This window comes from Sedimentibacter sp. zth1, assembly GCF_017352195.1.
Taxonomy (GTDB): Bacteria; Bacillota; Clostridia; order Tissierellales; family Sedimentibacteraceae; genus UBA1535.
This window is the reverse complement of the sequence record NZ_CP071445.1, coordinates 1,819,988-1,835,506: the sequence shown is the minus strand read 5'-3', so window position 1 is coordinate 1,835,506 and position 15,519 is coordinate 1,819,988. Positions and strand designations below refer to the sequence as shown.

General features: G+C 26.4%; 13 protein-coding genes. All 13 read left to right on the top strand.

All coding sequences use genetic code 11. The features are described from left to right. Positions 1 to 74 precede the first annotated feature (74 nt). The 13 genes from JYG23_RS09030 (at position 75) to JYG23_RS08970 (ending at position 15,516) form a co-directional block, all read left to right on the top strand. On the top strand, positions 75 to 1,610 hold the full coding sequence (locus JYG23_RS09030) for a hypothetical protein (RefSeq protein WP_207235344.1): 1,536 nt from the start codon (positions 75 to 77) through the stop codon (positions 1,608 to 1,610). 159 nt (positions 1,611 to 1,769) lie between these two features. Beyond that, positions 1,770 to 2,846 (top strand): AAA family ATPase, encoded by a 1,077-nt coding sequence (locus JYG23_RS09025; protein ID WP_207235343.1) that lies wholly within the window; start codon positions 1,770 to 1,772, stop codon positions 2,844 to 2,846. Between the two features lie 13 nt (positions 2,847 to 2,859). Next, on the top strand, positions 2,860 to 4,098 hold the full coding sequence (locus tag JYG23_RS09020; RefSeq protein ID WP_207235341.1) for a CpaF family protein: 1,239 nt from the start codon (positions 2,860 to 2,862) through the stop codon (positions 4,096 to 4,098). A 15-nt stretch (positions 4,099 to 4,113) separates the two neighbouring features. Continuing rightward, positions 4,114 to 4,869 (top strand): type II secretion system F family protein, encoded by a 756-nt coding sequence (locus tag JYG23_RS09015; RefSeq protein WP_207235340.1) that lies wholly within the window; start codon positions 4,114 to 4,116, stop codon positions 4,867 to 4,869. 7 nt (positions 4,870 to 4,876) lie between these two features. Further along, positions 4,877 to 5,758: a type II secretion system F family protein gene (locus JYG23_RS09010; RefSeq protein WP_207235334.1), complete on the top strand. Its 882-nt coding sequence runs from the start codon at positions 4,877 to 4,879 to the stop codon at positions 5,756 to 5,758. Between the two features lie 26 nt (positions 5,759 to 5,784). Further along, positions 5,785 to 6,006 (top strand): Flp1 family type IVb pilin, encoded by a 222-nt coding sequence (locus tag JYG23_RS09005; protein WP_207235333.1) that lies wholly within the window; start codon positions 5,785 to 5,787, stop codon positions 6,004 to 6,006. A gap of 74 nt (positions 6,007 to 6,080) precedes the next feature. Beyond that, positions 6,081 to 6,722 (top strand): hypothetical protein, encoded by a 642-nt coding sequence (locus JYG23_RS09000; protein WP_207235332.1) that lies wholly within the window; start codon positions 6,081 to 6,083, stop codon positions 6,720 to 6,722. A 23-nt stretch (positions 6,723 to 6,745) separates the two neighbouring features. Further along, positions 6,746 to 10,312 carry a DUF5702 domain-containing protein gene (locus tag JYG23_RS08995; RefSeq protein WP_207235331.1) on the top strand — a complete coding sequence of 1,189 codons (3,567 nt, stop codon included), beginning with the start codon at positions 6,746 to 6,748 and terminating at the stop codon, positions 10,310 to 10,312. Positions 10,313 to 10,336: 24 nt separating this feature from the next. Beyond that, positions 10,337 to 11,647 carry a TadE family protein gene (locus JYG23_RS08990; protein WP_207235330.1) on the top strand — a complete coding sequence of 437 codons (1,311 nt, stop codon included), beginning with the start codon at positions 10,337 to 10,339 and terminating at the stop codon, positions 11,645 to 11,647. Then, on the top strand, positions 11,647 to 12,171 hold the full coding sequence (locus JYG23_RS08985) for a prepilin peptidase (protein WP_207235328.1): 525 nt from the start codon (positions 11,647 to 11,649) through the stop codon (positions 12,169 to 12,171). The genes JYG23_RS08990 and JYG23_RS08985 overlap by 1 nt, the downstream gene beginning before the upstream one ends. Before the next feature lie 9 nt (positions 12,172 to 12,180). After that, on the top strand, positions 12,181 to 13,482 hold the full coding sequence (locus JYG23_RS08980; protein WP_207235327.1) for a WG repeat-containing protein: 1,302 nt from the start codon (positions 12,181 to 12,183) through the stop codon (positions 13,480 to 13,482). 11 nt (positions 13,483 to 13,493) lie between these two features. Then, positions 13,494 to 14,747: a DUF6382 domain-containing protein gene (locus JYG23_RS08975; RefSeq protein ID WP_207235326.1), complete on the top strand. Its 1,254-nt coding sequence runs from the start codon at positions 13,494 to 13,496 to the stop codon at positions 14,745 to 14,747. Next, complete coding sequence (locus JYG23_RS08970) at positions 14,719 to 15,516, top strand: PP2C family serine/threonine-protein phosphatase (protein WP_207235324.1); 798 nt, start codon at positions 14,719 to 14,721, stop codon at positions 15,514 to 15,516. Before JYG23_RS08975 ends, JYG23_RS08970 begins: the two co-directional genes overlap by 29 nt. Positions 15,517 to 15,519 lie beyond the last annotated feature (3 nt).

Sequence of the window (15,519 nt, the reverse complement as noted above, 5' to 3'; positions counted from 1 at the left end):
TTATATTGTAATTACATTACAAATATTGTATAATAAGGTCGGATTTTATATTTTTACCTAAGGAGAGTAAATATATGAGAAAGCTAATAAACGAAAAAATTGTAATGGAGTATTATTTACAAAAAATAAAGTGTGATGATATTGAATTTTTAAAAAATAGAACAGAAGACAAAAATATTATTTCAAAGTTAATAATAAACCTAATTGATAGTGTAAATATGAATGAAAAAATACAAGTTGCATCAAAACTTTGGAAAAAGTTATTTGAAAGTGCTATGTCTTTTATAGATAGTAACAAAGACGGTTATGATGATTTGTTTAAATATTTTGATGAATTTGTTGAATTTGAAGAACTTATATTTGCATCAGATTCTTTTTATAGAGATCATACCCTTCATTGCTTATGGGTTTATTTTTTGGGTGAATACATATATTCAAATGATGAATTTATTAAATTGAAATTGGAATCTCAAGATGACAATAAAGACATATATGGAGTTAAGCAAATGTTGCAAAATCTAAATATTTTAGACTATTTTCCCGATATAACTAGAATATGTAATACAGTCGAAGCACAAAAAAAATTAGCTGATTCAGTTAGGTGTATAGCTGCTATCACTCATGATTTAGGTTATCCAATAAAAAAGATTAATAAAATTAATAATAGTATGAAAAAAATATTACCTTACTATGGTATAAATTCATATAGTATGTTCAATTTTAGATTTGATAATATTCAGCAACAGTTTATTAATAGTTTCGTTGATATTTTGGCAACTAAAATTGAAATTGAGTTTAATGTTGACGAAACCCTTATCGAATACTTTGATATTAAATGTAAAGAAGATAGTACAAAACATATTAATTTTAATATTGAAAAATTCAAGGTTGAAAATTTTACTGATGTAGAGATTGAAGAAATAAGAAAAAGTATAAAAACAAAATTAATTATGGTTAAGTGTATTCCACGAGTGTTAAAGTGTAGCAAAAATTTTGAAGAATATAATCATGGTATTATGAGTGCTTTTTTATTAGCCAGGAATTTAAGTGCATTTAAAAGTGATGATTTTAATTATAATTCAAATACTGAAAATATAAAATGTAACCTAGCAGTATTAGATTCAAAAAATGAAATATTAAAAAGTATATATAATCATACAAGTGAAACTTTTAAAATAAAAACTTTGGACAAGCAATCATACTTAACTTTTATCGATGAATTAGAAGAATTCTCAAGAATATCTCGAGCAAGTCAGAATAGAGAATACGTTGAAGAGTTTTGTCAGTCATACATATATATGGAGGATGGATGGCTAAACATTGATTTTGAATTTACTAACAATGATTTAGACAATCTTGACCCTGAAATTGCTTTTAAAGGTAGATGTAGAAGATTCTTGACATTATTTGATATAGCTAATTTGGATAATAGTTTAAAAATTAGACTTAGATGTATTGGCAAACTTAATGTGGATGAAAATGTTTATACAATTGAAATTGCAAACAGATATGCTGATATTTTAATAAACGGAATTTCTCAAAATATTCCTAAATACTTAAAATCAAATCAATTTTATACAAAAGAGGAATACTCTTTATTACGACAATAAATAACAAAAACAGACAAGATATTTCAACAATAATTAGCATTTTATATAAAAATGTTTAATTATTGTTGAAAAAGCTATTAACAATTGTTACAATAAATAAAAATATAGTATTTTCTGGGAAATAAATAAGTAATTTGGAATAAAATTCGGGGGGATTTAATGAAAATTAGAATTGCTATGATTGATTCTGATAAAGTCTATGCCAATAGATTTTTTGAGTGTATGAATAATAATTTTTCTGATAAGGTTGAAATTCATATATTTTCTAATGAAGAATCATTTAAAAATAATGAAAAGAACAAAGAATATGAAGTGTTATTACTTCAGGAACATATGCTAGAAAATTTAGAAGACATTAATAAAGATGTGGTATTTATTAATTTGGTTGATACTTTGAGTAAGAAAGAAGCAGGGCAAAATCAAATTTATAAATATCAAAAAATCAGCTTAATATATAAAGAAATTCTAAATTATTATTCTGAAAAATATACAATTATTAAAACTAATCTAACTAACAACATTGCTACTAGGGTTATAACATTCATGTCATGCGATAGTAGTTCAGGAACATCAACCCTTGCTTCTTCCTTTTCAATTAAACTAAGTAAAAATTTCAAAGTATTATATCTGGATTTGCAATCTTTCCCAACCGTTAAATGCTTTTTTGAGGCAGAAGGAAAATTTAATTTAAGCGATATTATTTACGCTATAAAAAGTAATAATGTTGATATAAGTACGAGAATAGAAAGTACGGTTAAAAGAGATAAATCAGATGTATATTTTATTTCATCATGCAAAAATTCTTTAGAACGAAACGAAGTTACAAAAGAAAATATCGAAATACTTATCAACAATGTATTGAAGTATATAAATTATGACTATATTGTAATTGATATAGATTATCAAATAAATCCTACATGCAATTATTTATTAGACATTTCTGATAATATAATCTTTTCAAAAATTCCTACAGAGCAGTGTAACACTAAATTCAGTAGTATAGTAAATTCAATTAACTTAATTCAAAACATAAATGATAAAAATTACATGAGTAAGTGTTGCATTATTTATAACAAAATTAATGATAAAAATACTTTTAAAGATGAGATGGCTAATGCAAAGGATATGAAAGAATTAACTATCTTAGGATATTTAGAAGAATACAAAAATATTTCATCAAAAAAATTAGCAGAGCTATTATCAAATAATCCTATATTTGATAGCTTGTGCAAATAGAGGTGAATGTAAAATGGTAGACAAAAATAGCTTTATAAATTTTATTAGAGAAGAAATAAACAAGCAAATTACCTTGAATTCAGTAAGTGATGAAGAACTGCGAATAATAATTGAAAATAGTGTTAGAGATAGTGTACAACTTAAAAATAATTATATGTCTATATCAGAAAGGATAAAAGTAATAGATGATATTTTTAATTCAATTCGAGGATTTGGTGTTTTAGACAATATTCTGAGTGATGAAAATGTTACTGAAATAATGATAAATGGTCCAGATAAAATATTTATAGAAAAAAACGGTAAAGTATTTAAAATAAATGAAAAATTCGAAAGCGCAGAAAAACTTAATGATATTATACAAAGGATAGTTGGAAAGGCTGGTAGAGAAGTAAATCAAGCAAACCCAATAGTAGATACAAGATTACCTGATGGTTCAAGAGTTAATGTTGTATTACCACCTATCGCTATAGATGGAGCTACAATTACAATAAGAAAGTTTTCAAAAAATCCTATGACAATTAAAAAATTAATACAGTATAATTCAATAACAGAAGAAATTGCACAAATTCTAAAACTTTTAGTTATTTCAAAATATAACATATTCATAAGTGGTGGAACAGGTTCTGGAAAAACCACGTTTCTAAATGCATTATCAAATTATATTCCAAAAGAAGAAAGAGTAATTACAATTGAAGATTCAGCAGAACTGCAAATTAAAAATATTGATAATTTAATAAGACTTGAGACCAGAAATTCTAATACTTCTGGAGTAGGACAAATTACTATCAGAGATTTAATAAAATCGGCATTACGTATGAGACCTGAAAGGATAGTAGTAGGCGAAGTTCGTGGAAGTGAAGCACTAGATATGCTTCAAGCAATGAATACAGGACATGATGGTTCTTTATCTACAGGGCATGCAAACTCTTCAAAGGACATGCTTAGTCGTTTAGAAACCATGGTATTGACAGGTGCGGATGGGTTGCCATTAGCTGCGATTAGACAACAAATTGCATCTAGTATAGATATCATAATACATTTATCTAGGATGAGAGACAAGACAAGAAAAACAGTTGAAATTAGTGAAGTATGCGGTATAAATGACGGAAATATTGTACTAAATCCTATATATGAATTTGTTGAAGATAAAAATAACTCTGAAGATATAGTATTTGGAAAATTAACTAGAACAAAAAATGAATTTTTAAATTATTCAAAGCTAAATGTCGCTGGCTTCAATCTAAAGATATAAGTGGAGGTATAAAGGGTGTTATCTAAAGTTTATAAGGTAGATTATGATTTATATCACATGAAATATATTGATTATATTATAGGTTATTGCATAGGATTTTTATTGGCTTTTGTAGTTCTTACGATATTTTTTGAGAGTATAATTTTAAGCATGCTTATTAGCATACCATCAGGCTTATTCTCGATTAAGCCCTATAAAAATTATTTGATTAAGAAAAGAAAGAAAAAATTGTTGCTTCAATTTAAAGATTTTCTAGAATCGTTATCTTCATCATATTTGTCAGGTAAAAATACACATGATGCTTTTATAGATACTTATGATGATATGGAAATTCTATATGGCAATGATGCAGATATAACAAGAGAAATAGAAATTATCAAAAAAAGCATAATTAATGGAATTAATATGGAAGATATTTTAGAAGATTTTGCTCAAAGAAGTCATATAGATGATATTAAAAGCTTTGCAAGCATTTTTGAATCATGTAACAGAACAGGTGGAGATATAAGCAAAATAATATTAGAAACCAGAGAAATTATAAACGACAAAATAGATATTGAAATGGAAATAAGAACTTCCATTGCTCAAAAAAAAGCGGAATTTTATATTATGTGTATTATGCCCTTTGTCATGGTACTGTCTTTGCGAATGCTCGGTGATAGCACATTTTCAACACAGAATATATCAAACATTGTAACTAGATTAATAGCTTTGGTTATTTTAATTATAGCATTTTTTTTAGGTAAAAAAATAACGGATATAAAGGTTTAGGGGGGGATTGAAAATATTTGTAGAGGTTAGTATTTTTCAGTATGCAATGTTAGTTTTAGGTACAGTTCTATCAATAGTTTGGATAATAATTTATTTAAAGTATAATAAAAAATATAATGCGGCATTGGATGCATTGAAAAAAAATGAGTATTTTATGTCAAATATTTTTTTTATTGGATTTGGAGTTATGGATATAGTTAAATTCAATTTGGAATCAAGTATAGCAGTAAAAAAAACAAAAAAAATATGCAGAATCAAGGGTGAAAAATATGCGGAGTTTTATTATTATGTAACAGTAGGAGCAAAGATTACATATGTTTTAACTTTATTGCCAATATCTTTTTTTATAGGAGCTGTTTCTAAAGAGTTTAGTTTAGCATTTTTAGCAATAGTGTTTATAGTACTTATAGTTATTTATTTAGATTATGAAATAGAAAGTGAAGTAAATAGGAAAAAAGAGGAGTTGTTTGGTGACTTTCCTAACGTACTATCAAAATTAGTGCTTTTAATGAATGCGGGTATGACGGTTAGATCTTCATGGACTTTGATCTCTAATGGTGATGAAGGGTTGTTATTTAGAGAAATGAAGAGAGTGAATGATGATATAGACAATGGAATAAGTGAGGTACAAGCTTATAGAAACTTCGGAGATAGATGCAATAACAAAGAAATAAGAAAATTTACATCTTTGCTTATTCAAAATATGCAAAAGGGAAGTAGTGAAACAGTTAATCTTATTAAAAATATGGCAGATGAAAGTTGGCAGCAGAAGAAATCAAATGTAAAAATAAAAGGTGAGTTGGCAAGTCAAAAGTTGATGCTACCAGTAGGAATTATGCTTATAGCAATACTTATGATTATAATAGTACCAATATTTTCAAGTATTTAAAATTAATCAAATAAGGGGAAAAAAGAATGTTAAAAAAATTAAAAAATTGTGCATTAGCTACATATCTAAAAGCTAAAAATGGAGTAAACAGATTAATTCATGAAGAAAAAGGAGCAGCAGAAGTTATTGCAATACTATTAATAATAATTATTTTAATTGCAGTAATAATCATATTTAGAAATGAATTAATGAAATTAATAAACAAAATATTTGGAGTTATCAATACAGATGCAGATGAATTACTTTAAACACATTAAATTCAACCTGAGGACTTATAAAGTCCTCTAATCTCTTTAAATAAAGGAGTAATAATATATAAAATATGAAGGTAAAAAAAACAAAAAATAATAGTGGTGCAATAATTGTTGAAGCAGCATTTGTTATGCCAATAGTTATAGTAGTTGTTTTTATATTAATATATATGGCATTGTTACAAATTGAGCAAAGTATAATGTATTCTCAAGCTGAAATAATAGGTCAGAGTGTATGTAAAATAATAAATTTTCCTGGGTTTGAGAAGTTGATATTGGATGAAAGCGAAGAAATAGAAAAAAGCACGCTGGATGACATATATAGTGAACATAATCCGTATAGATACTTAATAAATAGAGAAAGAGATGATTTTGAACAATTAGAAAAAACTCTGAAAGATTTAGTATGCAAATATGCAGTACTAAATGGTGGTCAAATAGAACCACATATTGAAGCCAAAAGAGACGGGTTAGCCACAAAGGTTATGGTAAGTATTGATTATAGTTTTCTACTACCTAGCTTTGTTAAAATTGTAGGAATAAATAATAATGTTAACAGAAGGGTTGTATCAACAACATATGCCACAGATTCAGTAGAATTTATTAGAAATACAGATTTAGCATTTGATGCTGTTAATTTTCTTTTAGTCAAGTTGCATTTGAAGGATAAGGTTAATGTATTTTATCAAAAAATAAAGGATATAACAGATTAAATTTTTTGATTTCGGGGGTCAAAATGAAAATATTTTATAAAAATAATGGCTCGGTAACTGTTTTTTTGAGTCTGATTTTAATTCCAACATTACTATTTGCACTAATTGCAGTTGATGCTATTAGAATATATGGAGCTAAAGCGATGGTAGCTGATGCCACAAACCTGACACTAAATACCTCCTTAACCGCTTATGAAAAAGTGCTTTATGATGTATATGGTTTGTTGGCAATTTCAGCAAATGATGAGGAACTTTCAAATAATTTGATCAAATATTATGAAAATACAATTAATTCTATGAATTTGGAGATAAGTGATGATGATTCATATACAAAAATCATAATTGAGGATATCAAAAATCTAATTAATAATGAGGATGAATTGGAATTTAATAATTTAATAGATATGACGTGTATAGATTTTGATGCCAATGGCGTTATTGGTAGCGAAATATATAATACAGAGGTTATGGAAAGGCAAATAATAGAGTATATGAAATATAGAGGCCCTATCAGTGTCGGAGAAAATTTATTAAATAAAATAAGTATATTTAAAGAAGTACCAAGTCAACAGAATGTTTTGTCGAAAAAATCTGGCTATGATATTGCGCTTACTGATATTCAAACTCTTTGTGAAGATACATTTAATACAATAGAAGAATATAATATTTTAGAAGATCAATTTAATAATTATAGCATTAATGATTTTGTAAATGAGGCAAGCAGTGGTATAGACAATATTTTAGGAATAAATGATATAAATAAGTTGATAGTTGGCGTATACAAAAATGAGTCTTTAAAATATGAAAACAACTACTCAAAAAATGATGTTTTATTATCTTATTCACAAATAAAAAATTATTTAGAGGATAATACATATACAATAGTTGATTTACTGAATAATAAAAAGGATAAAACCAATGTAAATGAAATAATTGACTACTATTTTTCTATTGTTGATAATATTGAAATAATTAATTTAATTTTAGTTTATAACAGTGTTTTAGGTAGTAAATTTAACGAATATGAAGATATGCTAATAGAAATACATAGAGTAGAAGAAGAAAAAAGAAAAGAGCAGGCAATTAAGGATAATATAGATTACATAGCACTTCCAAATTATGCTTTGGAGGAGGAACGAAAGAACTACTCTGATTTAATAAATTATTTAAATGATGCTATAGAAGATATTAATTCATTTGTAAATGATTTAAAGCATAAAAAGAGTAATTGTAAAGAAATAGTTAATAAGAATATAAACGATTTAATCGAATATTTATCAATAAAATATAATCAAGCAGTTGAAATAAAAGATAAAGCAAAGACTGTAGATGATAATTTAGAACAATTAATAAGTGAAGAAATTCCTCGTCTTAAAGAAAGTGCTGTTGAGTGGAAAAATGCTTTGAATGAATTGTCAGATGGAGATATAAAAACAAATCTAATGATGCAATATAACGATTTAACCAGTTGTCTAAAGGAAAATCAAATAAAAAGCCTAATTGATAAAATAGATGAAAATTATTCATATTATGCTTTATATACAGATACTATAGAGAAAATAGAGTATTGCAAATACTCTATTGGGTACAAAAATATTGCTAATGCAATGGATAAATTTGAACAATATATAAATATAAACAATATTATTAATGTAGAGCAAATAGATGAAAAATCTAATCAAGTGCTAAAAGATGTATTTTATATTCCAACATTGCAAAGCTTCAATGATAAAAATATTTTATCTATAAAAAACGAAGAATTTTATAAATTCTTATCAAAAAATTGTACCCATAGCTTAACAGAAAGTACAAAAGCTACAGAAAAAGAAGTAAATAAACAAAAGAAAACACTTTTATCTACTGTAAATAAATCAGTCGAACAATATAAAAAGGATAGTGAAAATAATTCTATTAAAGACCATAAGGTACCAAACGAAGGCGAAATATACAATGATTTGGCAACGGTATTGTTATTAAGCCAACAAGACGATGAAATTGTTATGACTGAAAACATAGATAAAAATTTAAATGTAGGCAAAAATAGTGAAAGCAAAAACTTTGTTGAGAAACAAGATGAAAACATAGAGGAATCATTATCTCCTTTAAAGGGTATAGGCAATTTCTTTTCACAGCTTGGAGAAGATGGAAGAGATAATTTATATATTTCAGAATATATGGGAGAAATGTTTAGTTGCTATACTACCAATAAAGGAAACAATGATATATCGGAAAAAACCTTAAGTGGAATAAATATAAATGAAGATAATAATTACCTGTATAGAAATGAATTAGAATACATTTTGTGGGGGCAAATAGGTGAAAAAACAAACAGAAATGTAACATACACATCAGCAACTATATATGGCATGAGGTTTGTACTAAATACTATTTATGCTTATACAGATGCTGAAATTAAAGCTTGGACGTTGACAGCAGCATTGGCGCTAGCAGGTTGGACAGGTTTTGGTGTACCTATTGTGCAAAATGTATTAATGATTGCTTTAGCTATGGGCGAAACAGCTATTGATTTAACAAGGCTTATGAATGGAGAAAATGTGGTAATATACAAATCATTTTCCACTTGGATTTTAAAACCAAGTGGAATAGTTAATGAAGTAACGGTAACGGTTGCTAAATCAATGGTTGAAAAATGCCTTGATGATATTTCCAATAAAGTTATAGAGTTATCTGAAAATTATTGTGACGATAAAATAAAAGAACTAAATATGGCTATTGATGAGTATGCAGATAGCTTGGCAAATGATTTATCAAAAAGTGTCACAAATATGCTATTAGCTCCTATTCAAGCAAAAATCAACCTAATTATTACTACAAATGTTGTAAACCCAACGAATGATATATTAGCTGATTTAGATAATATATACAAAAATTTAAGAAATAGCATAGAAAGTGAAGAGGAAAGCTTTATTAAACAAATTAAACTTATAGCATTAGATGAGTTTGTTAAGTATGAATTAGAAAGTATTAAAGAAAAAATAAATAGTGCAATGTCTAAAATAGATAATGACATGTCAACATTTAAATTTGAAATTGAGGATATAATTTCAAATTATATAACCGACCTGTGTACAAAAGTTAAAAATCAAATTATATTGAATGGTTACAATGATTTGAAAACAGCTGCAAAAAATAAACTTTATAATATAAAAGGTGATATAAAAAATGAGGCAAATAAAATAATTGATGAATTTACTCAAAAAGTTTCTATAAATTATTCTAGTTCTAAAAGTTCGGAAAATAGTACAGGTTTATCTAAAACTAATAATACAAAGGGTATCAATGCAATTACTATGAGTTATAAAGAGTATGTAAAGTTATTCTTGATATCGGGTCTATCAGTAGGTAAGGATGAAGCATATATTGCTAGAATGTGTGATTTGATAAAGCTAAACTTAGTTTGTTCCAATAATGCACTATCTCCAAGCTTTAGGTTAAAAAATTCGTATACTATGATAACAATAAAGACTAAAACTAGTGTAAGAACAACTTTGATGAATAGCAAAATATTTGATAATCCATTAAAAGAAAACAAATATTATATAGAATGTAAAGATATTTTTGGATATTAAGGATTTAAGGTATGGTGAAAATGAATGATTAAAAATCGAAATAAAGGTTCATTAACGGTAGAAGCTTCTATTGTATTGGTTATTTTTATATTTGGATTTATTTCAGTATTATCTTTATGCAAATTTGCTATGACTCAAATTATTATACAGCATTCTATAAACCAAGTAGCGCGTGAAATGTCGCAATACAGCTATATAACAAATAAGCTTGGTTTCAATAGAGATGTAACTGAAAAAAACCAAGTTATAAACAACACAGATGAATTAATTAGTGAGGCAGTAAAATTTATCACTGTAATTCAAGATGAAGAAAAAAATGTTAGTCAAATAGATTTGTCCTATGAAGATGAAAAGTTAGATTCATTTGATAATGCTATTGGTGTATTTGAAAAATATGAAGATGCAGCTAAAACTATCAAAAAATCTTATGAAAATATTGATGCATCTGCATTATCAATGATAGGACAGGCTGAGGAATATTTTAAAGATCCTAATGCTGTGCTAAGAGGCTTTTTGTTAGTAGCAAAAAATGAGATAGCGGATTATGCTATATCAAAATTTATAGCTTCTCCGATGAGTAAACTAATGGTTGAAAAATATATCGAAACAGAATCTTTGTCTGCTGATAAACGCTTAAAAAAATTAGGTGTAATAAATGGAGTAGATGGACTTAACTTTGATTTATCAACTTTGTTTTGCGATGGTAAAACAATAAATATAACTGTAATATACAGCATGAAATTGGATATACCACTATTCCCTAAAAAAGATTTTGTATATAAGCTTAATGCATCAACTCTTGGATGGCAATCGAATCTTGGTGAAAATGAATTAATTGTAAATGATAATAAAGATTCTGGTAAAAGCTTTATAAATATTTGGGATTATGGTGGAGAAAGAACTACAAATGAATTTATAAATATAATTAAAAATGAAAGGTCACTAGCTACAGTTAGAATACCAGTAGGTTTAGATTTTTATGATAACAATAAAAGCATATATACATACGTTCATTCAATGAATACTGAAATGAAATCGTATTGCGAAAATGGTGAGTTAAAGCTTAATACGATAAAAAATAAGGCTAAACATTATTGCAACAAAGCGCTAGAAGATATAAAAAAGATAGATTCCGTAGTAATGACAGATGGAATTAAATATCCATCAAGCAGTAAAAATATTAAATGCAAGGTTATTATAGTAATACAAAAGTCAGCGTTGGTTAAATCAGAAGATATACAAAAAATTGTTGAACAAATTAAAAAAGAATTAAAGGCTGATAGCCTTGATATAGAATTTTATTATAGTGATGGTATTGTTGAGGTGAATAATTGATGAAATACTTTATATGTACAATATTTAATGTTTTAAGTTTTTTTCTTATGAAGCATGTTGGTTATGGATACATCACAATTTGTAAATATTTGTTTTTACTAAACATGCTGATAATAACAGCTTTTCATGATTATAAAACAAAAATTATCCCAAATAAATACGTTTTGATAATGTTGGTAGCTAGGTGCGGATTTTTAGTGATTGAATGCTTGCTAAACACAGAGGTGTATAAATCTATTTTACTGTTATCTTTTTTAGGTCTTTTAGTAGGTAGTGGTTGTTTTTTATTAGCATATGCACTTATGAGAGGTTCTGTTGGAATGGGTGATATAAAGCTTATTGGTGTAGTTGGTTTTTATGTTGGGATTAGAAAAATATTTAGTTGTATGTTGCTATCTCTAATAATATCATCCATTGTATTAATAGTTATGATTATTATGAAAAAAATCAAGTCTAAAGATTCAGTGCCATTTGCACCATTTATTGCAGTTGGAACATATATAACATTGATATTTAATTTATAGGGGGATTTTATGAAGAGGGTTGTGCTAATAATTTTTATACTAATGATAATATTTTCATGGGGTTTTGTAATTGAAAGTGGAGAAAAAAATCATGATAAATATAATTTGCTACTTGAAAATGCACAAAATTATATGGAAAAGGAAATATATATTGAAGCATTAAATTGTTATAAAGAAGCATTAAAGCTTTCACCTAATGACTATAATATTAAATTAAATATATTAAATGTGTATAAAAGTGCATCAATGTATAACTCTTTTGAACAGTATTGTCAACAGCTAATGAATGAAAATTCTACCGATGAGTTGATTGTTATGCTTGGAGATTATTATGTTGACTGCAATAAGCATGATAGGGCAATTGAGTGGTATAAAGAAAATTTGAACAATGCAGTAGACAAGGATGTTATACATAATAAATTGCAGTCGCTTAGAGGGAAGTATGATTTAGGTTATGATTATTATACTTATATTTCTGATTTTAAGAATGGATGCGCAGTATTTAAGAAGGGTGAAAAATATGGGATATTAAATATAAATGGTTGTGTAGTATTAAAGGCAAAATTTGAGTTTATCAATATTTTTGACAATGATAAAAAGTTAAGGCTTGCACCAGTAAAACTTGAAGGTGAGTATTACTATGTAGATAAAAATGGATTTAAACGGCTTGCTCCTGACAATACATATGAATATTTAGGTACTTTTTCAAAAGAAGGATACGCTTTAGTTAAAGCAAAAGGTAAATATGGGTTTGTTGATAGAAAATTCAATGAAATGCACGAGTTTTATGATTATGCAACTTCATTCAATGACGGAGTTGCAGTAGTAAAAATGGATGATAAATATAAAATTATAAACACTAAATTTGAGGATGTAACAGATAATACATATGACGGAGTTAAGGTTAGCAATATAAATTATGCGTCAAGGTGTGAACTGTTGTTTTTAAATAAAAATGGCAAATACCTGCTAGTAGACTGTTATGGAAAAGAAATAACGGAACCTATATACGATGATGTAGATTTTTTTGTTAATAGTTTAGAATATGCAGCAGTTAAAATAAATGGGTTGTGGGGATTTATTGATAAAAATGGCAAAACAGTTATAAATCCAACATATCAAAATGCACATTCTTTTTCTTGTGGACTTGCACCAGTACAAATAGATAAGCTTTGGGGATATATAGATAAAAATGAAAGTGTTATTATAGAGCCACAATTTAATGGTGCAAAATCATTTAATAAAAATGGTGTTGGTGCTGTATTAAAATCTAGTTGGAGAACAATAACACTTAAATATTTTGAAAAATAGGGGGAAACGTAGTGGAAAAATATAATTTTGCGTTGGAAAGCAATAGTAGTTATATTAATTTAGCATATGAAATACAGCCTGATGATAGAATTGATAATGTCGAACACATGATGCTTACGTCAAATAAGATATTTGGACTACTTGACGTTACATATTCAAGCATAGATGAAAAAAGCTTTTATAAATATAATGTTAGTTCAAAAATATCACTATCAAGATTTTTAGAGAGCGAGATCAATAAAAAAAAGGCACTTAAAATTCTGAAAAGCCTTATAAATACTTTGGTAGAAATAGAAGATTATTTAATTTCAAGTAATCATTTGATATGGGACAAGAACTATATTTATATAGATGTCTCAAGTTTAGATTTATCATTTATTTGCTTACCTATCGAGGGAGAAAATAAAAAAATCGATTTAAAATATTTTATAAAAGAATTGTTATTTAATGCAAAGCTTGAGCTAAATGAGAATACTACTTATATATCTAAAATCTTAAATTTATTGAACTCGGAAAGTGTGCTTATATTAAAGGATTTGTCAAAATTTATTAAAGGATTAGATGATGAAATAAATGAGGAAAATAATGTAATTAACTTAGAAAATGAAAATTTAAATAAAAGCGAAATAATTCATGATGTAATTGTTACAGATTCTAAGAGTAAAATTATAAAAGCAAGAAAATCTTTAGACAAAAAGCTTAGTTTTGCAATACCTGCACCAGAGTTCAATAAAAAAAGTAATAAAAAAATAAATAAAGTTGATAAAAAAGCAAAAAAATATCCTAATATTTTAAGTATAAATGTTATAAAGAACAAGATTAACAATAATATAAATCTTTTGAAAAGCCAGAAAAGTAAAGCATTTAAAAAAGTTAAAGAGATAGAAGTTCAAAAAATTGATGAAAATTCACTTGAATCTTTTTCAGAGGATACAATATTTTTGGATTCGTTAAATAGTGGGATAAACAGTACACCATACATTATTAGAATGTCCAACGATGAGAAAATATATATAAGCAAAGATTTATTTAAGCTAGGTAAAGAGGTAAACTATGTAGATTATGTTATAAAGAATAATAGTACTATTAGTAGAACTCACGCAGATATAATAAAAATTGAGAATGATTATTATATACAGGATAATAATTCTAAAAATCATACCTACGTGGGAAATAGGCAGGTTACAAACGAAGAAAAAATTAAACTAAAGCATAATATGACTTTTACATTGTCCAATGAAGAATTTATATTTAAATTATACTAAATTAGAAATTAGAGGAGTTACTATGGATTTTATAATTTCATTTAATTCAGACAAAGGAACTGTGAAAAGCACAAATGAGGATTCATTATGCATTAAACAAATAAATATAGATGACAAACACATAGTGTTATGTGTTATTTGTGATGGTATGGGTGGCTTGGAATGTGGAGAAAAAGCAAGCAAAATTGCTGTTGAGATATTTTCTAAGTGGTTTGATGACAATCTTGATTTTATAAAAAACGCTTTTACAGATAACCAAATCATAAATGAATTAAGGTGTTTAATAAACAGAATAAATAAATGCATTTATACATATGGACAAGAAAATAATGTAAAACTAGGTACAACATTATCATCTATATTAATTAAAGACAATAAATATTATTTATCTCATATTGGAGATAGCAGAGTGTATAAAATTTCGGATAAAATCCTACAACTTACAGTCGATCATAATTTAGCAGCCTCAAACATCAATAATTCAAAAAATATAAAAAAATATAGCAATATACTTTTACAATGTCTAGGACAGACTAAGGAAATTGAGCCGATGTTTTTAGTTGGACAAAATAAACTACATGATGTATTTTTATTATGTACTGACGGACTTATACACAAATTTAGTGATTACAATTTATATAAAGTATTTAATTATAAAAGGTTAAAAAATGAGAGCGAAATTCAAAAACAAATAATGAAATCTATTAATTTAGTGAAAAAAAGAAAAGAAAATGATAATATCACAGTTTGTGTTATAAGCTGCATATAAGGA

Coding starts and splice junctions, on each gene's coding strand:
- JYG23_RS09030 (WP_207235344.1), top strand. CDS start 75: ATGAGAAAGCTAATAAACGAAAAAATTGTAATGGAGTATTATTTACAA.
- JYG23_RS09025 (WP_207235343.1), top strand. CDS start 1,770: ATGAAAATTAGAATTGCTATGATTGATTCTGATAAAGTCTATGCCAAT.
- JYG23_RS09020 (WP_207235341.1), top strand. CDS start 2,860: ATGGTAGACAAAAATAGCTTTATAAATTTTATTAGAGAAGAAATAAAC.
- JYG23_RS09005 (WP_207235333.1), top strand. CDS start 5,785: ATGTTAAAAAAATTAAAAAATTGTGCATTAGCTACATATCTAAAAGCT.
- JYG23_RS09000 (WP_207235332.1), top strand. CDS start 6,081: ATGAAGGTAAAAAAAACAAAAAATAATAGTGGTGCAATAATTGTTGAA.
- JYG23_RS08995 (WP_207235331.1), top strand. CDS start 6,746: ATGAAAATATTTTATAAAAATAATGGCTCGGTAACTGTTTTTTTGAGT.
- JYG23_RS08990 (WP_207235330.1), top strand. CDS start 10,337: ATGATTAAAAATCGAAATAAAGGTTCATTAACGGTAGAAGCTTCTATT.
- JYG23_RS08985 (WP_207235328.1), top strand. CDS start 11,647: ATGAAATACTTTATATGTACAATATTTAATGTTTTAAGTTTTTTTCTT.
- JYG23_RS08980 (WP_207235327.1), top strand. CDS start 12,181: ATGAAGAGGGTTGTGCTAATAATTTTTATACTAATGATAATATTTTCA.
- JYG23_RS08970 (WP_207235324.1), top strand. CDS start 14,719: ATGAAGAATTTATATTTAAATTATACTAAATTAGAAATTAGAGGAGTT.